Source organism: Oceanobacillus sojae, assembly GCF_007991515.1.
In the GTDB taxonomy this organism is placed as follows: domain Bacteria; phylum Bacillota; class Bacilli; order Bacillales; family Amphibacillaceae; genus Oceanobacillus; species Oceanobacillus sojae.
Genome location: NZ_BJYM01000001.1, coordinates 85,343 through 111,810, shown reverse-complemented (window position 1 = coordinate 111,810; position 26,468 = coordinate 85,343). Strand labels below are relative to the sequence as shown.

The 26,468-nt window shown below is 38.4% G+C and carries 27 protein-coding genes; all 27 read left to right on the top strand.

Annotated elements, in window-relative coordinates; genetic code table 11:
• Positions 1 to 160: 160 nt before the first annotated feature.
• The 27 genes from sleB to OSO01_RS00485 all read left to right on the top strand — a co-directional run bounded on the left by sleB (position 161) and on the right by OSO01_RS00485 (position 26,450).
• A complete protein-coding gene (sleB, locus tag OSO01_RS00615) occupies positions 161 to 919 on the top strand; it encodes a spore cortex-lytic enzyme (RefSeq protein WP_371863277.1) in 759 nt (252 codons plus the stop codon).
• A gap of 16 nt (positions 920 to 935) precedes the next feature.
• On the top strand, positions 936 to 2,279 hold the full coding sequence (ypeB, locus tag OSO01_RS00610) for a germination protein YpeB (RefSeq protein ID WP_147207802.1): 1,344 nt from the start codon (positions 936 to 938) through the stop codon (positions 2,277 to 2,279).
• Positions 2,280 to 2,469: 190 nt separating this feature from the next.
• Positions 2,470 to 3,156 carry a (d)CMP kinase gene (gene cmk, locus OSO01_RS00605; protein ID WP_371863273.1) on the top strand — a complete coding sequence of 229 codons (687 nt, stop codon included), beginning with the start codon at positions 2,470 to 2,472 and terminating at the stop codon, positions 3,154 to 3,156.
• A 99-nt stretch (positions 3,157 to 3,255) separates the two neighbouring features.
• On the top strand, positions 3,256 to 3,837 hold the full coding sequence (locus OSO01_RS00600) for a lysophospholipid acyltransferase family protein (protein ID WP_147207801.1): 582 nt from the start codon (positions 3,256 to 3,258) through the stop codon (positions 3,835 to 3,837).
• Positions 3,838 to 3,952: 115 nt separating this feature from the next.
• A complete protein-coding gene (gene rpsA / locus OSO01_RS00595) occupies positions 3,953 to 5,086 on the top strand; it encodes a 30S ribosomal protein S1 (RefSeq protein ID WP_147207800.1) in 1,134 nt (377 codons plus the stop codon).
• Between the two features lie 110 nt (positions 5,087 to 5,196).
• Positions 5,197 to 6,093: a YIEGIA family protein gene (locus OSO01_RS00590; protein WP_147207799.1), complete on the top strand. Its 897-nt coding sequence runs from the start codon at positions 5,197 to 5,199 to the stop codon at positions 6,091 to 6,093.
• The gene (locus tag OSO01_RS00585; protein ID WP_147207798.1) at positions 6,094 to 6,279 is read left to right on the top strand and encodes a capping complex subunit for YIEGIA; all 186 of its coding nucleotides are present in this window, start codon (positions 6,094 to 6,096) and stop codon (positions 6,277 to 6,279) included. It begins immediately after the preceding gene.
• 648 nt (positions 6,280 to 6,927) lie between these two features.
• Entirely contained in the window at positions 6,928 to 8,238 is a 1,311-nt protein-coding gene (gene der / locus OSO01_RS00580) for a ribosome biogenesis GTPase Der (RefSeq protein ID WP_147207797.1), read from the top strand.
• A 14-nt stretch (positions 8,239 to 8,252) separates the two neighbouring features.
• A complete protein-coding gene (locus OSO01_RS00575; RefSeq protein ID WP_147207796.1) occupies positions 8,253 to 9,293 on the top strand; it encodes an NAD(P)H-dependent glycerol-3-phosphate dehydrogenase in 1,041 nt (346 codons plus the stop codon).
• Between the two features lie 57 nt (positions 9,294 to 9,350).
• Positions 9,351 to 9,611, top strand: coding sequence for a stage VI sporulation protein F (locus OSO01_RS00570; protein ID WP_147207795.1), 261 nt, complete (start codon positions 9,351 to 9,353; stop codon positions 9,609 to 9,611).
• A gap of 298 nt (positions 9,612 to 9,909) precedes the next feature.
• Complete coding sequence (locus tag OSO01_RS00565; RefSeq protein WP_147207794.1) at positions 9,910 to 10,107, top strand: DUF2768 domain-containing protein; 198 nt, start codon at positions 9,910 to 9,912, stop codon at positions 10,105 to 10,107.
• A 16-nt stretch (positions 10,108 to 10,123) separates the two neighbouring features.
• Positions 10,124 to 10,843 carry a YphF family lipoprotein gene (locus OSO01_RS00560; RefSeq protein WP_147207793.1) on the top strand — a complete coding sequence of 240 codons (720 nt, stop codon included), beginning with the start codon at positions 10,124 to 10,126 and terminating at the stop codon, positions 10,841 to 10,843.
• A gap of 465 nt (positions 10,844 to 11,308) precedes the next feature.
• Entirely contained in the window at positions 11,309 to 12,787 is a 1,479-nt protein-coding gene (gene spoIVA / locus OSO01_RS00555; RefSeq protein WP_147207792.1) for a stage IV sporulation protein A, read from the top strand.
• A gap of 624 nt (positions 12,788 to 13,411) precedes the next feature.
• The gene (gene hbs, locus OSO01_RS00550; protein WP_147207791.1) at positions 13,412 to 13,684 is read left to right on the top strand and encodes a non-specific DNA-binding protein Hbs; all 273 of its coding nucleotides are present in this window, start codon (positions 13,412 to 13,414) and stop codon (positions 13,682 to 13,684) included.
• A gap of 129 nt (positions 13,685 to 13,813) precedes the next feature.
• Positions 13,814 to 14,035, top strand: a complete 222-nt coding sequence (gene mtrB, locus OSO01_RS00545; protein ID WP_147207790.1) for a trp RNA-binding attenuation protein MtrB — start codon at positions 13,814 to 13,816, stop codon at positions 14,033 to 14,035.
• Positions 14,036 to 14,639: 604 nt separating this feature from the next.
• Complete coding sequence (locus OSO01_RS00540) at positions 14,640 to 15,407, top strand: heptaprenyl diphosphate synthase component 1 (protein ID WP_147207789.1); 768 nt, start codon at positions 14,640 to 14,642, stop codon at positions 15,405 to 15,407.
• Between the two features lie 18 nt (positions 15,408 to 15,425).
• Positions 15,426 to 16,133: a demethylmenaquinone methyltransferase gene (gene menG / locus OSO01_RS00535; protein WP_147207788.1), complete on the top strand. Its 708-nt coding sequence runs from the start codon at positions 15,426 to 15,428 to the stop codon at positions 16,131 to 16,133.
• Between the two features lie 39 nt (positions 16,134 to 16,172).
• The gene (gene hepT, locus OSO01_RS00530) at positions 16,173 to 17,144 is read left to right on the top strand and encodes a heptaprenyl diphosphate synthase component II (RefSeq protein ID WP_147207787.1); all 972 of its coding nucleotides are present in this window, start codon (positions 16,173 to 16,175) and stop codon (positions 17,142 to 17,144) included.
• 95 nt (positions 17,145 to 17,239) lie between these two features.
• Positions 17,240 to 17,686 (top strand): nucleoside-diphosphate kinase, encoded by a 447-nt coding sequence (ndk, locus tag OSO01_RS00525; RefSeq protein ID WP_147207786.1) that lies wholly within the window; start codon positions 17,240 to 17,242, stop codon positions 17,684 to 17,686.
• 70 nt (positions 17,687 to 17,756) lie between these two features.
• The gene (locus OSO01_RS00520; RefSeq protein WP_281289804.1) at positions 17,757 to 18,530 is read left to right on the top strand and encodes a CheR family methyltransferase; all 774 of its coding nucleotides are present in this window, start codon (positions 17,757 to 17,759) and stop codon (positions 18,528 to 18,530) included.
• 188 nt (positions 18,531 to 18,718) lie between these two features.
• Positions 18,719 to 19,888 carry a chorismate synthase gene (aroC, locus tag OSO01_RS00515; RefSeq protein WP_147207785.1) on the top strand — a complete coding sequence of 390 codons (1,170 nt, stop codon included), beginning with the start codon at positions 18,719 to 18,721 and terminating at the stop codon, positions 19,886 to 19,888.
• Positions 19,889 to 20,965, top strand: coding sequence for a 3-dehydroquinate synthase (aroB, locus tag OSO01_RS00510; protein WP_147207784.1), 1,077 nt, complete (start codon positions 19,889 to 19,891; stop codon positions 20,963 to 20,965).
• Entirely contained in the window at positions 20,962 to 21,348 is a 387-nt protein-coding gene (gene aroH / locus OSO01_RS00505) for a chorismate mutase (RefSeq protein WP_147207783.1), read from the top strand. Before aroB ends, aroH begins: the two co-directional genes overlap by 4 nt.
• A 157-nt stretch (positions 21,349 to 21,505) precedes the next feature.
• Positions 21,506 to 22,600, top strand: coding sequence for a histidinol-phosphate transaminase (gene hisC, locus OSO01_RS00500; RefSeq protein WP_147207782.1), 1,095 nt, complete (start codon positions 21,506 to 21,508; stop codon positions 22,598 to 22,600).
• 13 nt (positions 22,601 to 22,613) lie between these two features.
• Positions 22,614 to 23,717 carry a prephenate dehydrogenase gene (locus OSO01_RS00495; protein ID WP_147207781.1) on the top strand — a complete coding sequence of 368 codons (1,104 nt, stop codon included), beginning with the start codon at positions 22,614 to 22,616 and terminating at the stop codon, positions 23,715 to 23,717.
• 19 nt (positions 23,718 to 23,736) lie between these two features.
• A complete protein-coding gene (gene aroA / locus OSO01_RS00490; protein ID WP_147207780.1) occupies positions 23,737 to 25,026 on the top strand; it encodes a 3-phosphoshikimate 1-carboxyvinyltransferase in 1,290 nt (429 codons plus the stop codon).
• A gap of 161 nt (positions 25,027 to 25,187) precedes the next feature.
• Positions 25,188 to 26,450, top strand: a complete 1,263-nt coding sequence (locus tag OSO01_RS00485; RefSeq protein WP_147207779.1) for a tetratricopeptide repeat protein — start codon at positions 25,188 to 25,190, stop codon at positions 26,448 to 26,450.
• Positions 26,451 to 26,468 lie beyond the last annotated feature (18 nt).

The following is a 26,468-nucleotide window of genomic DNA, read 5'->3' as shown; positions in this document are numbered from 1 at the left end:
AGGGCGGAGATTTATGGACGGTTATCCGTGATTAAAATTTCTCTTTGGCTATACTTTCTTTGAGCTGCTTTCTAAAAAAATTATAGGAGGGCAGTTAATTTGATGAAAAAGCTTAAGAGAAGAAAATGGAGGCATAAATATGAACAGAGTTCACAGACCTATGATTTATAGCTTAACACTCTTTGTATTCCTATCTGCATTTATTTTCGCTAAGCCGGAACAGACAAATGCATTTAGTGATCAAATAATTCAACAAGGGGCTGTTGGAGAGGACGTTATTGAATTACAAGCCAGATTAAAGCATATTGGTTTTTATAATGGCAAAATTGATGGTGTATTTGGCTGGGGGACATATTGGGCTTTAAGGAATTTTCAATATGAATTTGGAATGGAAATCGATGGTCTCGCCGGGCAGACAACAAAAGATAAGCTTACGAAGGCAACAAACTATGATAAAGAAAAAGTAAAGCAGGAAATGTATGGCACAGGCTCTGCTCCATCAGGAGGAAATAATGGGGGCGCGGAAAGTACTCCTGTCAACTCCACGAATGTCCCGCAAGGATATTCTAATAATGATATTCAGCTGATGGCCAATGCAGTGTATGGGGAAGCCAGAGGAGAACCTTATGAAGGCCAGGTAGCTGTAGCAGCTGTGATTCTGAATCGGGTAAACAGCCCATTATTCCCGGATACGGTATCTGGCGTTATTTTTGAGCCGAGAGCATTTACAGCAGTTGCAGATGGACAAATATGGCTTGAGCCGAATGAGCAGGCGAGAGAAGCTGTGCTCGATGCTATTAACGGCTGGGACCCTTCAGGAAATGCACTGTATTATTTTAACCCGGATACAGCAACTTCAGGCTGGATTTGGACACGGCCACAGATTAAAACAATTGGAAAGCATATATTCTGCAGTTAGAAAGGTGTGAAAATGAATGTATCGTTGGATTACAATTACATTGTTGACAGTAGCTCTTATTTCTGTATCTATTTGGGGCTACCATTCAAATAAACAAAAAAATGATTTATATGTTCAAGCCGAGAATGAATATCAAAGGTCCTTCCATGAACTGACATACAATATGGATGTGTTAAATGATCAAATAGGAACCTCATTAGCAATGAATTCACCAGACAAATTATCGCCACAGTTCGTTGATATTTGGCGAATCAGTTCAAATGCTCATGCAAATACAGGGCAGCTGCCAATGGGCCTGCTGCCAATTCATAAAACGGAAGAATTTCTATCAGAATTAGGAGATTTCACGTACCAGACTGCTATTCGTAATTTGGATGACGATCCTTTAACAGATGAAGAAACAGAACAATTGGAAAAATTTTATAAACAATCTGGAGAAATAAGAGATGAGCTTAGGGAAGCACAGCATCTTTCCTTAAGCAACGGAACAAAATGGATGGATGTAGAACAGGCTTTATTAAATACAGATGGTGAAAAAGATAATGATATGGTTAATAGCTTCCAAACAGTAGAAGACTCTTTTAACACCTCTACGGAGGAGACTCCTGAAGAAAGTACCACCAGTACTGAAACAGAAGAACATCCTTATAAAAATGTAACTGGTAACGAGCTAACGGAAGAAGAAGCAGTGAAGAAAGCTGAAAAGATTTTTGGCAAGGAAGATGGAGCCGATTGGACGGTTACAAAATCGGGCGATGGTGCATTAACACCTATGTACAGTGTCTCCTATGATGAGAACGGGGAACGGGGCTATGCAGATTTAACAGTGAAGGGCGGTCATCCACTTAATTTATTAATTTCCAGAGAAACAGGCGGGAAACAATTAAGTTTGAATGAAGGATTTGAAATTGCATCTGATTATCTTTCAGAGCTTGGATTTGATGAAATGCAGCTTTTCCAAAGCAGTGAATATGATAAGGTTGGCATTTACTCCTTCGTATATGAAGATGATGGTGTCCGGGTTTTCTCTGATGCTGTAGAGGTAAAAGTAGCTTTAGATAATGGAGATATTACAGGATTGACAGCAAACAATTACTTTAAAAATCATGTTGAACGCGACATCCCAGATCCTGCTATTTCTGAAGAAGAAGCTCGTGATGCAGTAAATCAAAATGTAACTATTCAAGAAAATCATCTCGCGATTATTGATGATAGCCAAGGAGAAGAAATTCTGACTTATGAATTCTTGGGAACACGAGATGATGCAACTTACCGAATATTTATTAACGCAGAAACTGGCGCTGAAGAAAAAATTGAAAAAATGACAGATGCCGAGATTAATTACAATTCTGTTATTTAAAATAAAAATGAAGTCCCAACGTAATAAATAAAAAAAGCTGCCTTCGAAAAAAGATTAGCATCTGATTTTCGAAGGCAATTTGCATTAGTAGCATTTGCAACGTGATAAATAAATTCGGAATATGTTATGATTATATTGTATAGAACTTGCTTGGCAAAAGTCAGGCTTTTTAATGGCAGGAGTGAAAATAATGGATAGTATTTCAATTGCAATCGACGGACCGGCAGCAGCTGGAAAGAGTACCGTTGCAAAGCAGATTGCAAAAAGATTAGGGATTATTTATATTGATACAGGAGCGATGTATAGAGCACTTACTTTTCAAGTGCTTCAAGAGGATATTGATCCTGAAGATGAAAAGGCAGTAATGGAAATTTTAAATAAGATTGATATTCGGCTTGTTCAACAGGAAGATGGTCAGCATGTATTGATTGATGACAGGGATGTAACTGAAGCAATTCGGTATCCAGATGTTACTGCATCTGTTTCCGCAATTGCAAAGCATTCTGCAGTACGGAAAAATATGGTGTCAGCCCAGCAGGACCTTGCAAAGGACCACAGCGTTGTGATGGATGGACGTGATATAGGTTCTCAGGTATTACCTGATGCTGATGTAAAAATATTTCTGATTGCTTCTGTATCTGAACGGGCAAAACGCCGCTTTGAGGAAAATAAACAAAAGGGCATCCCCGCTGACTTACATACGCTGGAAAAAGAAATAGAGAGACGGGACGATCTTGACTCCACTCGCGAAGTATCTCCATTGGTAAAAGCAGAGGATGCCATTGAACTGGATACTACTTCCCTCTCCATTGATGATGTTACTGAAAAAATTCTCGAAATATGCCAGCCGTTTATTAAAAAACTTGGTATTCGCTAAGTCAATATGTAAATAATTAAGCTGCGTTTTCATTGGCTGAGATACTTGTTATTTCCATTTGCTGAAGAGAGTGTGTCAAGAACCAGGAGGTGTATCTCCATGCTGTACAATTTTGCAAAATTTATTTTTACTATTCTTTTTTATCCGATGTACCGGATTAAAGTGACAGGAAAGCATCATATACCAAAAAAAGGACCGGTCATTATTTGTACCAATCATACTTCTAACCTTGATCCTCCTGTGGTAGGAACAACAGCATCAAGAACAATCCATTTTATGGCGAAGGAAGAGCTTTTTAATGGGAAATTCTTAGGCGGGCTATTAAGAAGAGTGCATGCTTTTCCAGTCAAAAGAGGATTGGCTGACCGAAATGCTCTAAGAGGAGGATTGAAGATTTTAGAAGAGGGAGAAACACTGGGTTTATTTCCAGAGGGGACAAGAAGTAAGGATGGCAAGCCGGGAAACCCCTTGCCGGGAGTTGGCTTTTTTGCTCTCAGATCTCAAGCAGAGGTCGTTCCTTGTGTTATAATCAGTGAATATAAATTATTTCGTCGTACGAAGGTTATTTATGGAAAACCGATGGATGTAGAATCATTTCGAAAAAATAAAGCTTCTGCAAAAGAGATGTCAGAGGGAATTATGGAAGAAATCAGAAATTTATACGAAATTCATAAAAATTAATTGACTTTACTTGACAAATAAAACTAATTATTAGAAGTTATAAGTAGAGTAAATGAATAATCTTTTTTCTATTCGATTGTTTGAATAGGTGAACTGTAACTAGGAGGCTAAGGATATGAGTGAAGAAAATAAAGACCTTCATGTATTAGAAGTTGGTGCAACAGTGACGGGGACAGTTGTAAAATTAGAAGAAAAACAAGTTCTTGTTGATATCGGATATAAAACAGAAGGAATTTTGCCGATAAGTGAACTTTCCACACTTCATGTAGAAGCCACAACTGATGTGTTATCAGAGGGGGAAGAGGTCACTTTAAAGGTAAAGAAGATTGATGATGATGAAGTTGTGTTATCGAAAAAAGCTGTAGATGCAGAGCAGTCATGGGAAGAATTGGAAAGAAAATATGAGCAAGGAGAAGCTTTTGAGACAACAGTAAAAGAGGTTGTTAAAGGTGGACTTGTTGTTGATGTAGGAGTAAGAGGTTTTATTCCGGCGTCATTAGTTGAAACATATTATGTGGAAGATTTCAGCGATTATCTGGATCGTACACTAAAAGTAAGAATTACTGATATTGACCGGACACAGAATCGTGTCATTTTATCTCATCGGGCTATTGTAGAAGATGAGGAAAAAGATCGAAAAGAAAAAGTTTTGCAATCATTAAACCCCGGTGATGTAATTGAAGGGGTCGTACAACGGATTACAAATTTCGGTGTATTTGTTGATCTAGGAGGAGTCGATGGACTTGTCCATATCTCACAATTAGCACATGAACATGTTGAAAAGGCTTCAGATGTTGTTTCTGAAGGAGATAAAATTAAAGTAGAAGTTATTTCTGTAGATTTAGATAGTGAGCGTATCTCTTTATCTCATAAAAATACACTGCCTGGACCTTGGGCTGAAGTAAGTGAAAAAATTAAGCCGGGTTCAACGGTAGAAGGTGTTGTAAAGAGATTAGTCAGCTTCGGAGCATTTGTTGAACTGCTCCCAGGAGTTGAAGGTCTTGTTCATATTTCTCAAATTGCTAACCGCCATATCGGCACGCCACAGGAAGTGCTTGAAATTGGACAGACTGTTGCTGTTAAGGTATTGGATGTCAATGAAGAAGAGCAGCGCATCTCTCTAAGCATTAAAGAGCTGGAGCAGGAACAAGAGGAAAAGGAATACAAGCAATATGAAAAATCTGATGATCAGCCAGGCTTCCAGCTTGGTGATGTGATCGGTGATCAACTGGATAAATATAAACAATAATTGAAATGAAAAAAGCTGTACATGCCTATGTACAGCTTTTTTCTGTTGATTTTTTTAATAATCCATTGAAACAAAGCCATACTAACACTTAAGAAAAAGAGGTGGTTTGTATGGGAATTGAATCTTACTTACAGGCAATTTTATTTGGAGTTGTTGCAGGGACACTGGCCAGATTAATCACATTACGAAGTGATTATAGACAGTATCCCACTTATTTGCATGGCAGGATTATTCACTTATCATTAGGGTTTATTGCTGCATCACTTGGAGCATTGGCTATTCCTGCTTTACTGGAAATGGAATTTACAGCAGTAACCTTCCTGACAGTAGCGGCAACACAATTTAGAGACGTACGAAATATGGAAAGAAATACGCTGACGGAGCTTGATCAATTTGAATTGGTACCGAGAGGAAGCACGTACATTGAAGGGATTGCCATTTCCTTTGAAGGAAGAAATTACCTTGTCATGTTTGCAGCCTTTTTAACAACACTTGCTTACATTACATGGGGATGGTTTCCTTCTACTGTTGTTGGTGTATTAACAATTGTTGCAGCGCTTAGCTTTATGAGCGGATCTGCATTAAGGGACATTGTCGAAATCGAGGAATCGGATATCTCCTTCGATGAAGCTGGTCTGTATGTCGATAATATTTATATTATGAATATCGGGATAGAAGAGAGACAGGAAGAAATTTTAAAGTATGGAATGGGTTTTATTCTAAAACCAAAAAACATAAATGTTATCACTACGATAAGTAACCTGGGCCAGCAACAGGCTATTTTGCATGATGCTTCTGCTACATTAGGTGTTTATAAAGATTCAGGCACACCTGCATTAACACCTTTGATAAAACGTGATTTAGATGATGGCAGACTGGGAGTTTTTATTTTGCCGCTTGTCCGGGATCCAGAACTGGCAAAAAAAGTAATCGGATCCGTTCCTGTATTAGAAAATGCAATTAAAATGCCTTCCGAAGCTACATTTCTAAAAGGGGGTAAAAAGTAAATGATTGTCGAAAAAGCAATTTTAGCTATTATAACTACAAAAGAAGAGCAAGTCGGAGGAGGAGCTCCTATTTTTATCTGCACGTCGAATGAAGAGCTTCAATTATTTTCAACGAACCTGGAAGCAATTATGGATGGTATCGCCCATCGCTTAAGTGACGAAGTCTATATTATTGTAAAACACTAACTACAAAAATAACTATGAGAAGATTTTTAAAATGATTGTTGAAACTGGCTGTTACTGTGCTCCGACTCCTACTTAGAAATTTCAATTTTTCTCTATTCTTGAAGCGGGAGTCTTACAAAAGCCCTTCGATGGGACGAGTAATCGCAATGATTTTCGGTGGGGCTAGTAATCGCAGTCCTAGTCCCAGTCAGTTACAATGTGATAAATTTCGTTGTGGAACTTCCCTACTTTTGCTAGAATAAAGACTGAGATGCAGTTAGAGAGTATGCTGCATTGTATAACCTGCTGATATATTAGAGGATGTTCAAAAAGTTCAATAAAAATGATACGGCGAATTTCTTCGTTGGTTTGCTTTTCTGGTACTCACGTATGTTAAAGCATAGAGGAAAACTTCTGTTAAGAACATCCACGTCCTGTGGACAACACAGAAGTCACCACATCCTGTGGATGTCCGTTCCTCAAATCGGCACCGCCTTGAACTTTCAACGCACAGGACGTGCTAGTGTCGGCGTTGCAACAACTCTTTTCGATGGGGTGAGTAATCGCAAGCCCAGGACGTTGCGACCTTAGCCGACTGGTCCTATTTATCGAACTTTTTGAACACACACTATTTAGAAGGAATTTTGAAAAAGAGAGGATGTTCCTTACGTGAGGAAATCTGTAGTAGCGATTGTTGGGAGACCAAATGTTGGTAAATCAACTATCTTTAATCGATTAGTTGGAGAAAGAATTTCCATTGTGGAAGATACACCTGGTGTTACCCGCGATCGTATTTATTCTAAAGCCGAATGGTTAAATCAAACATTTAACATAATAGATACTGGCGGTATTGAAATGGTTGATGAGCCATTATTAAATCAAATGAGACAGCAGGCCGAAATTGCTATTGATGAAGCAGATGTCATTATTTTTATGCTTAACGGCAGAGAAGGCATTACAGCAGCTGATGAAGAGGTTGCGAAGCTTTTATTCAAATCAAATAAACCTGTTGTATTAGCCATTAATAAAATGGACAACCCGGATATGCATGAAATGATTTATGAATTTTATGCTCTAGGCTTTGGACAGCCGTTTCCTATTTCCGGTACACATGGTCTTGGGCTCGGGGATATGCTTGATGAGGTTGTAAATCATTTTCCGAGCAATGAAGAGGATGAAAAAGATGATGATACAATTTACTTCAGCTTAATAGGCCGTCCAAACGTAGGAAAGTCATCACTGGTAAATGCGTTATTAAATGAAAACCGTGTCATCGTAAGTGAAATAGAGGGCACAACAAGAGATGCTATTGATACAAAATTACGCAAAGATGATCAGGATTTTGTAATTATTGATACAGCTGGTATGCGTAAGCGTGGTAAAGTTTATGAAAGTACAGAGAAATATAGCGTTTTGAGGGCATTACGGGCAATTGAACGCTCTGATGTGGTCTTAGTATTGATTGATGCAGAAACAGGCATCAGAGAGCAGGATAAGAAGATTGCCGGGTATGCACATGAAGCAGGGCGCGCAATCGTTATCGTTGTGAATAAATGGGATACAGTTGACAGCGATGAAAAAGCTATGAAAGATTTCGAAACAAAAATTCGGGCACATTTTCAATATTTAGATTACGCACCAATTGTATTTTTGTCCGCAAAAACAAAAAAACGGCTTCATACGTTAATCCCGATGGTTCAATTAGCAAGTGAAAGTCATGCGAAGCGTATCCAGACAAATGTCCTTAATGATGTAATTATGGATGCTATCGCGATGAATCCGACACCAACGCTTAAAGGAAGAAGACTGAAAGTGTTATATGCTACACAGGTAGCTGTTAAACCACCTAGTTTTGTAGTTTTTGTAAATGATCCTGAACTAATGCATTTCTCTTATGAAAGATTTTTAGAAAATAAAATTAGAGATGCTTTTGATTTTACAGGAACTCCAATAAAATTATTTGCACGCCGAAGACAATAAGGGGGAGATATGATATGAGTAAAATTGCAGTACTTGGCGCAGGGAGCTGGGGAACAGCACTTGCAATTGTTTTAGCTGATAACGGACATGAAGTGCGATTGTGGGCACATCGGAAAGAGCATGCAGATGAAATGAATCAAACACATCGAAATGAAAAATATCTGGACGTAGAAATTCCTGATACCATTACAGCATTTTATAACATGGAAGAAGCTGTTAAAGATGCTGAGGCAATTATTGTCGTTGTGCCAACAAAGGCAATTCGCGAGGTTTGTCAGCAGCTGAAAAATTATATCTCTTCAAGTACGCAGATTATTCACGCTACAAAAGGAATCGAGCCTGGTACGTTAAAACGTGTATCGGAAATGATGTCTGAAGAGATGCCAGATTTCCCTTATGAGAATATTGTTGTGTTATCCGGGCCGAGTCATGCTGAAGAAGTAGCACTGCGTCACCCGACCACAGTGGCTGTATCAGCTGTCAACCTGGATAGAGCACGCCAGGCCCAGGATTTATTTAACAGTGAAAATTTACGCGTTTATACAAGTGATGATATTCTGGGAATCGAAGTAGGCGGAGCTCTAAAAAACATCATTGCCTTGGGAGCCGGTATCTCAGATGGTCTCGGCTATGGAGATAATGCGAAGGCAGCACTGATTACACGTGGATTAGCAGAAATCGCCCGTCTCGGCACTTCGCTGGGTGCAAATCCTTTAAGTTTCCTTGGGTTATCTGGTGTAGGTGATTTAATTGTTACCTGTACAAGCGTTCATAGCAGAAACTGGAGAGCTGGAAACCTGTTAGGAAAAGGAAACAACTTGGATCAAGTTTTAGAGGAAATGGGAATGGTTGTAGAAGGTGTCCGGACAGTTCAAGCAGCACATCAATTTGCAAATGAACAAGGTGTCGAAATGCCGATTACGCAAGGGATTTATCAAATAATTTTTGAAGATAAGGATCCAAAAGATGTTGTAGATGAATTAATGAACCGGAATAAACGTCAGGAAATAGATGATATCAGTGGTGTCTTAAAGGAGCGTTACTCGGATAAATAACACATAAATTCACTTCTTGCATATAATGTGACGAATGAACTGCAAGGAGGAAATGATGTGAATAATTTTCAAAAAGGTATGTTTGATAAGATCCAAAAGAACACTAATATCCGTCCTGAGGAAGTCTATAAAGTAGCTGATTCAGTAAAAAATGCAAATTTTTCTGATGAAAAAACCGTTCGCAATCTCGTACAGCAGCTCGCGCAGATGGCTAACAAACCCCTTTCGAAGGAAAAAGAAGATAAAATTGTACAATCCATTATCAAAAATAAAATGCCTGGAGATGTCAATACTCTAAATAATATGTTTAAAAAATAGCATTTTATAGGCAATTGAGGATACAGAGTTACAAGATAATGCATAAGATAAATCGCACCAGCATTCAAGGAATAGAGTTGCTGAGGATTTTATTTAGTCAACCTATGGTGAAGATGCCCCCTTTGCCATAGGTTTTTACATGTACACAAAAAAAGCTCTTTAAAGCATATGTATGGCCGCTCTGGTAACGGTTTTCAATGTTCAACGTTTCGTCAGTTATCAGAAGGCACATAAATCATGAGTTATGTTATAATAACACCTGTTGAAATGTATTTTGAGTGAAATAGGGGTGAAGGTTTTGTCAATATCCATGTTAATGATGTATATATCCTTTGTCGGGATGTTTTTATTAATCTTAGCTATGGGCTTGATTGTATGGAGCAGAACGAAGCTGCGAGGCTGGTTTAGTGGTATTATTACATTTTTAGCTTATTTATGTCTCATAAGCGGAGCTTTGATTATTTTATACGTTACATTTAGTGGACCAACAAGATAGGAAAAGGAGTCTCATTATGAAATATACATATTTATTTGCGATGTCTTTCATTTTTCTACTTTTAAGCGGCTGCATGTATCCTCAAAGTGAACGGTCAGAAAACCAGATTCCAAATGAAGAACAGTTAGCTATTGTGCAGCAGGCAGTTGAGACTTACAGAGAAGAAGAAGGCGGCTTAGTTCCGATTCAAACAAAAGACAGTGATACACATATTTTTGAGAAGTATTTGATCGATTTTAAACAGATGCTGGAAAAAGGTTATCTATCTGAAATACCTGGAAATTCCTTTGAGCAGGGCGGCGTATATCAGTATACAATTGTTGATCCGGAAGAAAATCTGCTTGTCCGGCTTATTGATTTGCAAACGACAGAGCAGATTCGGAGTGTTAATGTCCGATTAGATGTTTTCAGACAAGAGCATACTTATCCGGCTTATGGAGAAAAAATAACAGATCAGCTATATACAGTCGATTATGAAAAGCTCGGCTTAGAGAAAGCGCCGACTGTGAAAAGTCCCTTTTCTCAAGCTGATTTACCGATTATTATGGATTTAAACGGAAATTTATATATTGATTATTCTTATGACCTGAATCAGGCGTTGGAAGAGAATGATCACAATTATAAAGAGGGAGATGACATCCGCTATCTTTTAGTAGAGAACTCTCCGTTTGTACCTGCATATTCACAGCCATATACGGTAAAAGACGGACAAGCTGTATTTATGGAAGAAGAGTAAATAGAAAAGCCATACAGTTTATTATAAGGCTGTGTGGTTTTTTTATTTTTAGGAAATTATAAGCATATTTGCTTGTGGGTAACTATTTGTAAAAAATAGTCACGTCAAGCTGCAATCAATAAAACCGGAGAGCTGGTAAATAAAACGCTCCCTATTTCTTGTTCTCTTAAAATATTTATTTTTTGCAGTTAAAAAAGTTATATCCAAAAATAGAATAAAAAGAAGCCTTCCTCATATACATGAGATATAAAGTTTGTTTTAAAGTGCAACTTTTCTAAATAAAGCCTCTGACTTTTTAGGGGCTTTTAGAAAATGAAACTTTACATTACTTCATCTAAGTCTGATGGACGTGTGATAAAAATATGTGAAACTTAGTCATAAACTAATAGGACAACGTCATAGACTGTTAGTGTCCAACTATTACGGGTGATGTATATCAAAGTACGGAGATCGGGAGGGGATCTTTTGGAAAAAACAGATATTTTTAAGGATATATCGAAACGTACAAATGGCGACATATATCTTGGAATCGTCGGAGCAGTCCGTACAGGAAAGTCCACCTTTATTAAGAAATTCATGGAGTTAGTTGTACTTCCTAATATTGAAAGTGAAAGTGAAAGAGCCAGAGCGCATGATGAATTACCACAGAGTGCTGCCGGCAAAACCATTATGACGACAGAACCGAAGTTTGTTCCTAATCAGGCTGTTCAAGTTAATGTAGAGGATGGATTAGAGGTGAATGTCCGCCTCGTTGACTGTGTAGGCTATGCTGTAGAAGGTGCAAAAGGGTTTGAGGATGAGAATGGCCCGCGTATGATTCATACGCCATGGTATGAGGATCCTATCCCATTTCATGATGCGGCAGAAATCGGAACCCGTAAAGTAATTCAGGAGCATTCCACGATTGGTGTTGTAGTGACCACAGACGGCACGATCGGAGAAATAGGCAGAGAAGATTACATTGAAGCAGAGACAAGGGTTATTGAAGAGTTAAAAGAAGTTGGTAAGCCATTTATTATGGTTATTAATTCAACAGATCCGCATAGCCAAAGAACTTCCTTGCTTCGGGAAGAACTATCGGAGCAGCATGATATTCCTGTTTTAGCGATGAGTGTAGAAACAATGACAGAGCATGATGTTTACAGCGTGCTGCGTGAAGCGTTATTCGAGTTTCCAGTACTCGAAGTAAATGTGAATCTGCCCAGCTGGGTGATGGTTTTAAAAGAAGATCATTGGCTTCGTCAAAATTATCAAGAAGCAATTCAAGATACTGTTAAGGATATAAAACGCTTGCGAGATGTAGATCATATCGTCGGTCATTTCAGGGATTTTGAATATATTGAAGGTGCGAACTTAGCAGGGATGGAAATGGGCGAGGGCATCGCTGAAATTGATTTACATGCACCTGATCAACTATATGATCATGTGTTAAAAGAAATTGTAGGCGAAGAAATTCGGGGCAAGGATCATTTATTAGAGCTGATGCAGGACTTTGCCTATGCCAAAAGAGAATACGATCAGGTTTCAGGAGCATTGCAAATGGTAAAACAAACCGGCTATGGAATTGCAGCACCAACTTTGGAAGACATGCAGCTGGATGAGCCGGAAATCATCCGTCAGGGATCAAGGTTTGGTGTCCGGTTAAAAGCGGTCGCACCATCTATTCATATGATCCGTGTCGAAGTAGAATCTGAATTCTCCCCAATTATTGGGACAGAGAAGCAAAGTGAAGAATTGGTTCGCTATCTGATGCAGGATTTTGAAGAAGACCCGTTATCTATCTGGGAGTCCGATATTTTCGGAAGATCGCTCAGCTCTATTGTCAGAGAGGGAATTCAGGCCAAAATTTCTCTCATGCCGGAAAACGCAAGATATAAATTAAAAGATACATTAGAAAGAATCATCAACGAAGGTTCAGGCGGTTTAATCGCCATTATACTTTAAGCAGCTAAATCTATAGCTGCTTATTTTTTTGTGAAGAAAAACATCTGGTATTAAAAACATGAGGTTACTGCCTGAGAGATATCCACTCCAACGTTTTTTGACAGGGCGGGTAATCGCAGTCCCTGCCCCATCCCGGTCTCAAAAAGGATATTTGGTTAAGCTCGTGACACCATGTCGCAACACCAACCTGACATATGTGTTTCCTTCTCCTCCATGAAAAGTATTTTCTTGGAGGAGAGGGTGCATTTTTTGGTCATTGTGATTTCCCATTCTAAGAAATTATCATGGCGTCTATCTTTAGCCGCTCTTTTATACTTTCTTCGCACTAAAAAATTTTTTTACTGCGAACGGCAAAAAAATCTTGTAAACACCGTATAGATTTATGGAAAGATGACAATGCTTGTTTAGTAAGAGTTTAGCCTATTTCTCTTAAGAAAAAGGAAATTTTATGTAAAATCTCAATAAATTCTAGAAAAATCGATAGTTTTTGTTGAATTTTATCTCAAACTCGTTTATTATAAGCCTTGTCATCACATATTAGGGTGACTTTAATGAAACAGACCATGAATAGACACACTAACTAGTCTATTTGTCTAATGAACATCCTGGGAGGAGGTGAATGTCATGAATAAAACAGATTTAGTAAATGCTGTGGCTGAAAAAAGCGATCTTTCTAAAAAGGACGCAACAAAAGCTGTGGATGCAGTATTTGAAGCAGTCATGGATTCACTAAAAAATGGTGAAAAAGTACAATTAATCGGTTTTGGTAACTTTGAAGTTCGTGAACGTTCTGCACGTAAAGGACGCAATCCACAAACAGGAGAAGAAATCGAAATTCCTGCAAGCAAAGTTCCTGCTTTCAAACCAGGTAAAGCTCTTAAGGATAGTGTAAAATAATATTTTACATATCCGGAGTGTACAAAAGAGAGGAGCACGTTCTTGAACGTGCTCCTCTCCTTTATTTATGAATAAAAATATATTTATTTTAATTTAAATAGAGATTTACATATACAGGAGGGGTAATTGATGAACGATCAAAATTTCAAAGCAGATTATTTTGTTATTAAAGCATTAGAAGATGGAGTACATGTTATCGGACTGACTCGCGGGAGTAACACAAAGTTCCATCACTCTGAAAAACTGGATGAAGGTGAAATTATGATTGCTCAATTTACAGAACATACTTCTGCTATTAAAGTTCGCGGCAAAGCACTTATCCAGACAAGTCATGGAGAAATGGAAAATTAATAAAACGAAACTTTCTTCCCCGAGTGCTTTATAGAGTGACTAATACCTCATCAAAAATTGTTTCATCTTAAGAGAAAATATTGGGGTGAATAAGCGGGGCCCCACCCATGGTTCTCTGTCCCGTTATTTATTCTCTTTGATAGATTGACAGTCATTGTTATAGAGGACGTTCAAAAAGACCTAAATGATGAGCGGCAAGCTGTTTCGTTGATGTGTTTCTCAGATAACACCGTATCTGAAGAAGAATATAAAGGAATTTCTGCTGCGCAGAACTTCTCACATCAAGAAGACTGATCTCCAGACCACGGAAATCCTAGTGTTTTTTCTGGGGCAGCGATGACTCTTCCTGCTGAAAACCATTAACTCTTTTTTGAATACATACTTAAAGATTATTCCATTTATCACCTTGCCAAAATGCTTGAAATATCTACTCTTACAAAGCATACTGTTTCTGGGCCCTAAAGATATAATTGTCTTGAGATAAGGTTTTTTATATTTTTTTGGACAGGCCCGTAGCAGAATGAATTCTTTCGTTTTTATAAAATGTAAAATGTGCTATAATAACTAGAGCAATGGAAAGGCTGAAAGGATCCGGGTGATAGTGTTGACTACATTTTTGACAACAGATAAAGGTTATAGAAAAATACTGGAAAATAAATTGTATGATTCATACATTTATAAGCATATACGTTATCCAGTTATCGATGAAGAAAAGTGGAAATTATTACTATTTCTCGTTGAACAGCATAGCTCGTTAACTCCTGTACAGCGTGAAAAGTATATTATTTCAACAATGCTTGTTCAAATTGCCCTGGATACACATGATTTTGTTCCAATTAAGCAAAAGGCTGATACAGAAAGTGAAATGGTGAAAAAACAGCTTCAGGTTCTTTCGGGAGATTACTACAGCGGATTGTATTATTTACTACTTGCAGAAGCAGGAGAAATCCAGTTTATACAGATATTGGCGAACGCCATTCGGGAAATAAATGAACTGAAGGTTACTCTATACTATGAGGAGCAATTACCGCTTGAAACATGGCTGAATATAAAAATGAAATTGAATGCTTCCTTGCTTGTACATGTTGCAAATCATTTGTATAACCCTGAATTAGAATCGATTATTCAAAATTGGCTTATGTATCGCCGAATAGACACAGAAGAAGCAAATTATGGACAGTCTTTATTACTTACAGAGTGGGAAGCACGTAATAATAAAGCAACTTCCATGCCTTTAATAGACGGGAAATTAATCCGGAACTATGAAAAAGCAGTATACAGTGCTATTTCTGATTTATCCGGTTCAAATTTGTTCATGGAACAATTTATTCATTCCCAGGAAACAAATGAAATGAGAACGTCAAGACTTTAAAAGGAAGTGTAATTAATTATGAGCTATTCATCAAAAGAAGAGCGCGTCCATCATGTATTTGAAAAAATATATGAAAACTACGACTCGATGAATTCTGTGATTTCGTTTAAACAGCATACACTATGGCGTAATGACGTTATGAAACGGATGCATGTTTCACCGGGAGACAGCGCATTGGATGTATGTTGCGGTACAGGAGACTGGTCTATTTCCTTAGCAAAAGCAGTAGGTGCTGATGGGAAAGTAATTGGTCTTGATTTCAGTGAAAACATGTTGTCCATTGCGAAAGAAAAAGGAGAACAGGAACAGTCAAATAAAATTGAATGGATACATGGCAATGCGATGGAACTTCCTTTTGAAGACAACCAATTTGATTATGTAACTATTGGATTCGGCTTACGCAATGTTCCTGATTATATGACGGTGTTAAAAGAAATGTATCGTGTTGTAAAACCGGGCGGGATGGTTGTTTGCCTGGAAACGTCACAGCCTACATTGATTGGCTACAGGCAATTATATTATTTTTATTTTCAATTTATCATGCCATTATTAGGAAAAATTATAGCAAAAAGCTATCAGGAATATTCCTGGTTACAAGAATCTGCGAAAGATTTTCCAGATAAGGATCAGCTGAAGCAAATGTTCTTTGATGCAGGCTTCAAGTTTGTTGATGTTAAGACTTATGCCGGTGGTGGCGCTGCCATGCACATAGGACATAAATCTTAAAAAACAAAATGAATTTACTAGTAAAATAAGGTGACTTACATGAAACTACCAAAGATTTATGGCTTTTTAACGAAAGATATGGACTCTATAGAAAAAACACTACAGAAGAGCATTCATGCTGAACATCCCGTACTTCGAGACGCTTCTACGGCATTATTGAAAGCAGGAGGGAAACGTATTCGTCCTGTTTTTGTTTTGCTTTCTTGTCATTTAGGCAATTATGATTTTGATAAGATACAAAAAGTAGCTGTGACATTAGAACTTATTCATATGGCAACTCTTGTCCACGATGATGTGATTGATGAAGCAGAGCTCCGCCGCGGAAAACCGACAACCGCTTCTCAATATGGAAACCGAATTGCTATGTATACGGGAGATTTTATTCTTGCAAGGGCTCTGGAAGAGATAACAAAAATAGAAGATCCAAGAATACATACTTTATTATCAAAAACGCTCATAGAAGTATCTGTCGGAGAGATTGAACAAATAGAATTTAAATATCAATGGAACCAGAACTTTCGTGATTATCTTCGCCGTATAAAAAGAAAGACCGCTGTATTGATTGCATGCAGCTGTAAATTAGGTGCACTAGTTGGCGGGCTAAGTAATCAGGATGCTAATAAATTATACCGTTATGGTTATAATGTTGGTATGTCTTATCAAATTATAGACGATATTCTTGATTTCACTTCCACTGCAAAAGAACTTGGCAAACCTGCAGGGAATGATTTATTACAGGGTAATATTACACTTCCTGTTCTATATGCAATGGAGAATAAAGAATTAAGAGAACAATTCAAGACACTGATAAACAGTAATCAGGACATTGAACCGAAAACGATGCAAAAACTGATTACCGATTTAAAAAATACTGATGCAATTAAGAGAAGCTATGCAGTAAGCGACCTTTATTTACAAAAGGCATTAAAATCGTTAGATGGCCTGCAGGAGTCCAGAGCAAAGAAAAGCTTACAGGATATTGCGACATTTATCGGAAAAAGGCGTTCCTAGCAAAAATAGATATTGTTATTTACCAGGTAATTTGTTACTATTTTAGAGGTTACATTTTTCATTTATTATAATTACATAGGAATAGGGTGATTTTAATGGAGACAACTTTTTTAATGGTGAAACCAGATGGAGTGCAGCGTAACTTAATTGGAGATATTGTTGCACGTTTTGAGCAAAAGGGGTTTAAATTAGTCGGGGCTAAATTAATGACAATATCTACCGATTTAGCTGAAACACACTATAGTGAGCATAAGGAACGCCCATTCTTTGGGGAGCTGGTTGATTTCATTACTTCCGGACCAGTATTTGCAATGGTATGGGAAGGTGAAAATGTCGTAGCCTCAGCCCGTACAATGATGGGAAAAACAAATCCATCTGAAGCACTTCCAGGCACCATCCGGGGAGACTATGGTATTAATGTCGGAAAAAACATCATTCACGGTTCTGATTCTTTAGAAAGCGCTTCAAGAGAAATTGGGCTCTTTTTTGATGAGAAGGAATTAAATTCTTACGAAAAGCAAACTGAAGCTTGGATTTATTAAAGTGAAAGCGCTGCCGAAAACCTCCGTTAAAAGCGGAGGTTTTTGCGTAGGAGCAGAGGAGGATAATCAATTGAGAGACGACTATGATTTGATGAAACAAAAAGTGCATCAATCGCTTAAGCTTAATTTAAGCTTATATAAAGAAGCACAGATGAAACGCCGTATTACAACATTAAGAGATAAACATAAATTTACAAGCTATGTAGATTATTTTGCAGCTTGTCGGAAGGATTCTGCATTGCTGGAGGAATTCACAGAAAAATTAACGATTAATGTTTCTGAATTTTACCGTAATCCTAACCGCTGGGATGTTTTACAGAAAAAAATAATTCCTGAATTAACAAAGAATAAAAGAAAGATATCTATATGGAGTGCTGCGTGTTCAACAGGTGAAGAGCCTTATAGTCTTGCTATGATGTTAGAAGAGTACTTCCCGGCTTTAAACTATCAGATTCGTGCTACAGACTTTGATCAGGCAGTCTTAACGGCGGCAAAGCAAGGAATTTATCAGGAGCGCTCTTTGAAAGAATTACCAGCTGCTTTAAAGAAGAAGTATTTCACATCGCAGGGCACTATATTTCAGGTCAGCCCCTCTTTAAGAAAGCATATTCGTTTTGAACGGCATAATTTATTAGAAGATTCTTATCCTAAGGATGTCGATTTAATCGTCTGCAGAAATGTATTAATCTATTTTACGGATGAAGCTAAGAATACTATATTCCAAAATTTTAATAAGGCATTAGCTAAAGATGGCTGCTTGTTTGTCGGCAGTACAGAACAGATATTTAACGCAGAACGCTATGGCTTTTATCTGGAAGACAGCTTTTTTTATCGAAAACAATAAATTTACACTACCCGAAATGCATGATTATATGATATAGTAATTAGAAAACTTTCAACTATTTAAATGAGTAAAGTATATTCGATATTATCAAAAAAATATGACATGTTATTTTTAGTGAAAAAGTTTTGATGTCAGCAGGCTATACTTACTCAATTTTAATAGCTTCATAAGGTAAAGGAGAATGTGTAGTGCGTTACTTAACAGCTGGAGAGTCACATGGAAAACAATTAACGACAATTATTGAGGGTCTGCCATCACAGATGGAATTAAAAGCAGAGGATATTAATGAGAGCCTGCGCAGAAGACAAGGCGGGCATGGCAGAGGGAAGAGAATGCAGATAGAAAAGGATACAGTAGATATTACCAGTGGTGTGCGTCATGGATATACACTTGGATCTCCTGTTTCTCTTGTCATACATAATGATGATTTTAAGCACTGGACCGATATTATGGGTGCAGATCCTTTAGATGAAGGAGCCAAACTGCGCAGAGTGGTCACAAAACCACGCCCGGGACATGCTGATTTAAATGGCGGCCTTAAATACGGTCATCGGGATATGCGGAATGTTTTAGAACGTTCCTCAGCAAGGGAAACCGGTGCAAGAGTAGCTGCAGGTGCAGTGGCTAAATCTCTTTTAGAACAGTTGGGGATTTATGTGACAGGGTATGTAAAAGAAATCGCCGGTATCCGTGCAGAAGAAAAAACAGATTTAACCGCGAAAGAACGTGCTGAAATTTCCGGAAATTCTCCTGTAATGGTATTAGATTCAAATGTGGAGCAGCCAATGATTGAAGCAATTGATGAAGCAAAAAGCATTGGTGATTCTATCGGAGGTGTCTGTGAGGTTTATGTGGAAGGACTGCCGGCAGGAATTGGTTCGTACGTCCATTATGATAGAAAGCTGGACAGCAAGATTGCAGCAAGTGTAATCAGCATCAACGCATTCAAAGGGGTAGAATTTGGAATTGGATTTGAAGCTGCCCGTTTAAACGGCAGTGAGGTACATGATGAAATTGCCTGGAATGAAGAGGATGGATACTACCGCACAACGAATCGCCTGGGCGGCTTTGAAGGCGGAATGACGACTGGAATGCCAATTGTTGTACGTGGTGTTATGAAACCTATTCCTACTTTGATGAAACGTCCGTTACAAAGTGTGGATATAGAAACAAAAGAACCTTTCAAAGCAACCGTAGAAAGATCTGACGCTTGTGCAGTTCCTGCTGCTTCTGTAGTTATGGAGCATGTTGTCGCTTTTGAAGTTGCAAAAGCCATTACAGAACAATTTTCAAGTGACCGTTTCCCACAATTGAAGCAGGCAATTGACCAATACAGAGAAGAAATCAGGTGCTTCTAAATGAAACAGCTGACAATCCAGTCCAGCCAGCGTAACTATCCCATTGTGATGGAAGCTGGATTAAGGTTTCATATAAAAAAGTGGCTAAACAAGAAGTACAGCTCTATCTTAATCATAACAGACGATGAGATAGCTAATAAATACCTGCAGGATGTCGCGGGAAGCCTTGGAGATCAGCATATCTATTCTTATATTGTGCCTTCTGGAGAAGCATCTAAAAGTATAGAGCAATATTATAAATTACAAACAAAGGCAATCGAGAGCGGTTTAGATCGTAAATCGCTCATCATTGCTTTAGGCGGTGGTGTAATAGGCGATTTGGGAGGATTTGTTGCAGCAACCTTTATGCGGGGAATCGATTATATTCAAATGCCGACAACTATTTTGGCACATGACAGCAGTGTCGGGGGAAAAGTAGCTATTAATCATGAATCAGGCAAAAACTTAATTGGCTGTTTTTATCCTCCGGCAGCTGTTTTATATGATACGGAAACCCTGAAATCCTTACCTTATCGTGAAGTCCGGAGCGGCTATGCTGAAATTTTAAAAGAAGGGCTTATTTCAGATAATCGTTTGTCAGAAGAATTGCTGGCTCTTTCTTTAAATCAGGTCTCCTCTGACCAATTAGAAAATCACTTAGAGGCCGGTATAAAAGTAAAAGCAAATATTGTGGAAGAGGATGAAAAAGAGTCTGGTGTCCGTAAATATTTAAATCTTGGCCATACGCTGGGACATGCATTAGAGGCTACACTCGGCTATGGAAAGGTAACGCATGGAGAAGCTGTAGCAAACGGTATGTTATTTGCGCTTCATGTAAGTGAAGATGTGAAGGGTGAGGAGCTTCCTTTTAATAAGCTGTACAATTGGATGAATGTTAATAAATATCCTATTGTCGACATAGAAGAAGAGAGTATTGCCAAGCTTATTAAAAGTATGAAGTCGGATAAAAAGTCAGTATCAGGCCACATTCAAATGGTATTATTAAATAAAGTTGGTGAGCCGACTGTCGAAAACTTAGATGATTCCTCTGTGGAGGCTTATATCAGAACATATATAGAGAGGATGAACAAGCTGTGACAAGAGGCGTACGAGGTGCTACAACCGTAGAAAATAATGAAGCTGGTGAAATCATTGAGCATACCAGAACATTAGTGCTGGAGATGGCTGAAAAGAATAATATTAAACCGGAAGACGTTTCCCATGCTTTTATTTCGGTAACAAAAGATGTGGATGCAGCATTTCCGGCAAAAGCATTACGTGAAATTAACGGATGGAAATATGTTCCTGTAATGTGTATGCAGGAAATAGCTGTTCCGGGCAGTCTGCCTAAATGTATTCGAATTATGATGGTTGTTAATACAGATAAGCAGCAGACAGAGGTGGAGCATACTTTTCAGAGAGAGGCTGTTAAGCTTCGTCCAGACCTTTTAGAGGATGTTCAAAAAGACCAACAAAAATGACGCATCGATAAGAGGGTCTGCTACTAAAAACGCCCACGTCGTGTAGGCAACGTAGAAGCCACCGCATTCTGCGGAAGTGCGTTGGGACTTTAGCCGAAGGGTCCTTTTTATCGGACTTTTTGAATGCTCATTTTTAGAAAGAAAGGATAGTTAAGCAATGAGAAGTAAAGAAGTATTAAAACAGCTCAGCCCATATAAACAAGGGAAGCAGACAAAGGATATTCAAGAGGAATTTGGGCTTGATTATATCGTTAAATTAGCTTCTAATGAGAACCCATATGGTTTTTCAGATAAGGTGAAGGAATTATTTCTGACAAATGAACCTGTATTTAATATTTACCCGGATGGCTATACATCCGAGCTTCGCTATTTAATCAGCGAAAAATTAAATGTGAGCCCGGAATCTCTTATTTTCGGGAGCGGCTCAGAAGAAATTATTCAGATGCTTTGTCGCTCTTATCTTACAGTAGGGGATCAGGTTATCATGGCAACTCCTACATTTCCGCAATATAAGCATTATGCTTTAATTGAAGGTGCGGAGATTATCGAGCATCCAGTTAATGAAGATGGAAGTCACCCACTGGATAAAATGCTTGGTTCTGTACAGGATAATACAAAAATTATTTGGATTTGTACACCTAATAACCCGACAGGCACTGCCCTTTCTAAAGAAGAGCTGGAAGACTTTTTAAGCAAATGTCCTTCAGACGTTTTAGTTGCTTTAGACGAAGCATATTTTGAATTCTTACAGCCTGAAAAGAATGTAAATGCTCTGGGATTGTTGAAGAAATACCCCAATCTGATTGTTTTACGTACATTTTCAAAAGCATACGGCCTGGCCGGTCTCAGAATTGGCTATGGAATAGCAGATCCTTTAATCGTGGAAACCTTAGATAAAGTCCGTGGACCGTTTAATACAACATCTGCAGCACAACAGGCAGCTGTTATTGCTTTTTCAGACCAGGATTTTATTCAACATACTTATCAGGAAAACAAAAAAGTTTTAAAGCAGTTTCAAGCTTTTTTAACTTCTATCGGCTGGGATTATTATGAATCAGAAGCAAATTTTCTGCTTGTGAAAACACCCAAAAGTGGAATGGATGCTTTTGATTATTTAATTAAGAACGGTTTTATTGTACGTCCTGGAGAATTATTAGGAATTCCAAATACGATTCGTGTCACAATTGGAAAAGCAGAAGATATGAAGGTAATGGAAACAGTGTTAAGAAATTATCAAGAACAATTAAATTAGGTTAGGTGAACGTATGGAAAAGCAACAGGTATTAATAGCAGGACTCGGCCTTATTGGCGGGTCCATTGCTAAAGCAATCAAAAAAGAGTCCGAACATTACATAATCGGTTTTGATATAAGCGAAAGTACACTTCATTTTGCTTTGAATCACGGTATCATTGATGAAGCTTCGCCAAACTTTGATAAAGCGGCATTGAAAGCAGATATTATTATTATTTCGGCGCCGATTTCAGAGACGATACAGCTTATCTCACAGCTTGACAGTCTTCCGTTCACCAAGGAGGTCATTGTCTCAGATACAGCATCTGTAAAAGGTTCTGTACTTATTGCTGCTAATGATTTAACAAATAAATCGATCCGCTTCATTGGTGGACATCCAATGGCGGGCTCCCACAAGAAAGGGATTGAAGCAGCGAAAGCACATTTATTTGAGAATGCCATCTATGTTCTATCTCCGCTTGATAATGCAACAGAGGAAAATGTTGCTACATTGAGAGAAGTTTTATCTGCAACGAAAAGTAATTTTGTTGTGTTGCAATCGGATGAACACGATGAGATGACTGGAGTTATTTCGCACTTTCCGCACTTGATTGCATCATCTCTTGTCCACCAGGCGAGAAAATGGGAGAAAAAACATGCCTTTCTTCCAAAGCTTGCAGCGGGCGGGTTCCGGGATATTACTCGAATTGCTTCCAGTAACCCGGTTATGTGGCAGGATATTTTCTATCACAATCAATCGAAAATGTCCGCCATGCTAGCGGATTGGATTATTGAAATGGAGTACTTGAAAAAGCTGCTTGAAGATAATGAAAGAGAAGAAGTCATTACCTACTTAAACAGTGCCAAGAATTACAGAGATGGGCTAAATGAAGGTGAACGCGGTGCGATACCTGCGTTTTATGATGTTTATGTTGATATACCAGATCAGCCCGGTGCGATCGCTGAGGTTGCATTGATCTTGGCAAATGCGTCATTAAGTATTAAAAATATCGAAATTCTTGAAGTCCGGGAAGGAATTACAGGTGCACTGCGCTTAAGCTTCTACACAAAAGAAGCACAGGTTGCAGGTCAGAAGGTATTAAAACAGCGTGGATTTGAAACAATGATTCAATCTTAATGACAAGGAGGGGAAGACAGTGTCACATGTTCAATTTGAATGTACTTCACCAAGGCTGGAGGGAGAAGTTATTGTCCCTGGAGATAAGTCGATATCACATCGCTCCATCATCTTTGGCAGTATTTCACACGGAATTACAAAAGTAACGAACTTCCTTGATGGGGAGGATTGTCTCAGAACCATTGATGCTTTTCGGGAAATGGGCGTACAGATTGAAAAAGAAGGAAATTCAGTACTAGTTCATGGCAATGGTCTGGAAGGACTTAAAAAGCCTGCAAAAACATTAGATTTTGGAAATTCAGGTACAACAACGAGGCTAATGCTTGGTCTTCTATCTGGGCTGCCATTTGAAACAACTATATTTGGGGATTCATCACTTACGAAGCGTCCGATGGATCGGGTTACTGCCCCATTAAGAGAAATGGGAGCAGTGATTGAAGGGGAAGAAGGAGGAAAATATCTTCCGATTACGGTTCATGGCAGTGCATTAAAAGGAATTACCTATCGTCTCCCTGTAAAGAGTGCTCAAGTGAAATCTGCTATTTTATTAGCAGGATTGCTTGCAGATGGAGAAACTATTGTACAAGAGGATACAGAAACAAGAAATCATACAGAAGTTATGCTTCAAGCCTTTGGAGCTGATTTAAAACAAAACCATGAAGGTATTACCATTACAAATAAAGGGAAGTTGACAGCATGTGATGTTGAAGTGCCCGGCGATATTTCATCTGCTGCTTTCTTCTTAGTTGCCGGGGCTATTGTACCTGGAAGTACTATTACATTAAAAAACGTTGGTTTAAATGAATCCAGGACTGGCATTTTAGATGTATTGGAGCAAATGGGAGCAGCAATCACTATTTCTAATGAACGCATCACTGGCGGCGAAAAAATTGGTGATTTGACTATTAAACATACTGCTTTAAAAAGTACGACGATAGAAGGGGATGTTATCCCGCGTCTTATTGATGAAATCCCAATACTTGCTTTGCTGGCGACACAGGCAGATGGAAAAACAGTAATAAAGGATGCCGAAGAACTGAAAGTAAAAGAAACAGATCGTATTGAAGCGGTTTGCCGAAACCTGCAGGCACTCGGAGCAAATATAACACCAACCGAAGACGGCATGATTATAGAAGGACCGACAAAGCTGACAGGCGGCTCCATTTCATCCTATATGGATCACCGGATTGCGATGATGGGAGTCATTTCAGCGCTTATATCAGAAGGAGCGGTAGAAATGGATGAAAAAGATAGCATTAATATATCCTATCCGACCTTTTTCGACAATTTGGAAGAAATCTTGCAGTAAAAACGAGTTTTATTATTATTTCTTTAAATGAAAATAGACTATATCTTTAACTCCACATATATATATTTTGGCTACAGTTCTTGTTATTTGAACTGTAGCTATCTTTTTTGTATGATAAATTGGAAGCATAAGAAACACAAAAGAGAGAGGGGTTCTTTTAGATGAACACCATTCAACAAGCAATAGAATTAGCTGAAAAAAATGAGACAGAAAAAGCATTGGCATTATTAAGCGATTATCAAAAAAATGCTGATGACGATTCCTTGTTTCAAATAGCTGAACTTTACCTGCAATGGGGATTTTTGATCGAGTCAAGAACCATTCTCGAACAATTGATTGAAAAATATCCTGAAGAAACTGCGTTAAAGCTCACACTATCTGATATTTTCATTGAATCAGAAGAAGATGAGCTGGCGATTACGATATTAAATGAAATTCCAGAGGGTGACGAGGGCTATTATGTTCAAGCATTAATCCAGCTGGCTGATTTATATCAGGCTCAAGGGTTATTTGAAGTTTCTGAGCAAAAGCTGCTGGAAGCAAAGCATATCGATCCTCAAGAGAGCATTATAGATTTTGCGTTAGGGGAATTATTCTTCTCTATCGGTGAATACGTAAAGGCAATCAATTACTATGAACGTGTTTATACGAAAACAAAAGAAGTAGGGCATGTTTCTATTGAAGACCGGTTGGGAGAAGCCTACGCTGCTGCCGGCGAGTACGAGAAAGCACTCGAATTTTACAAAGAGGAAGAAGAACCGGACCCTGATAAACTGTTCAGACACGGGATCACTGCCCATCAAGCGGCTCGTGATGACATTGCTATGAAAGCATGGGAACATGTTTTGGAAATTGACCAGGACTATTATGCTGCTTACACGCAGCTGGCGAACGTGTATAAAGAGCAGGGAATGTTTGAGGAAGCTTATAAGACTGTTCAACAAGGTTTAGAAAGAGATTCCTATCAAAAAGAACTCTTTTTCCTCGCTGCAGATATCGCACATCAATTAGGAAAAAATAATGAAAGTGAAGAGCATGTAAGACAAGCAATTGCGTTGGAACCGGATTATAAAGAAGCAGTATTATTTTTAATTGAATTACTAAAAGAAAAAGAAGCATTTGATGAGATTATTGAATTGATTCACAGCATTAAAAACACTGGCGCAGAGGATGCTCTATATGATTGGGAGCTTGCCAAGGCAAATGTGGAAATAGAATCGTTTGATGATGCATTAAATAGTTACCAGCAAGCATATACTAGTTTACAACACGACAGCGACTTTTTAAAAGAGTATGGCTATTTCTTGACAGAAGAAGGAAGAGTACAAGAAGCCATTCCAATCCTGAAAGCTTATCTTGACCAGCAGCCTATTGATGAGGATGTGCGTGAGCATGTAGAACGCTTAGAACAGGATTTAATGTAACGGAATAACCTGCTTCAG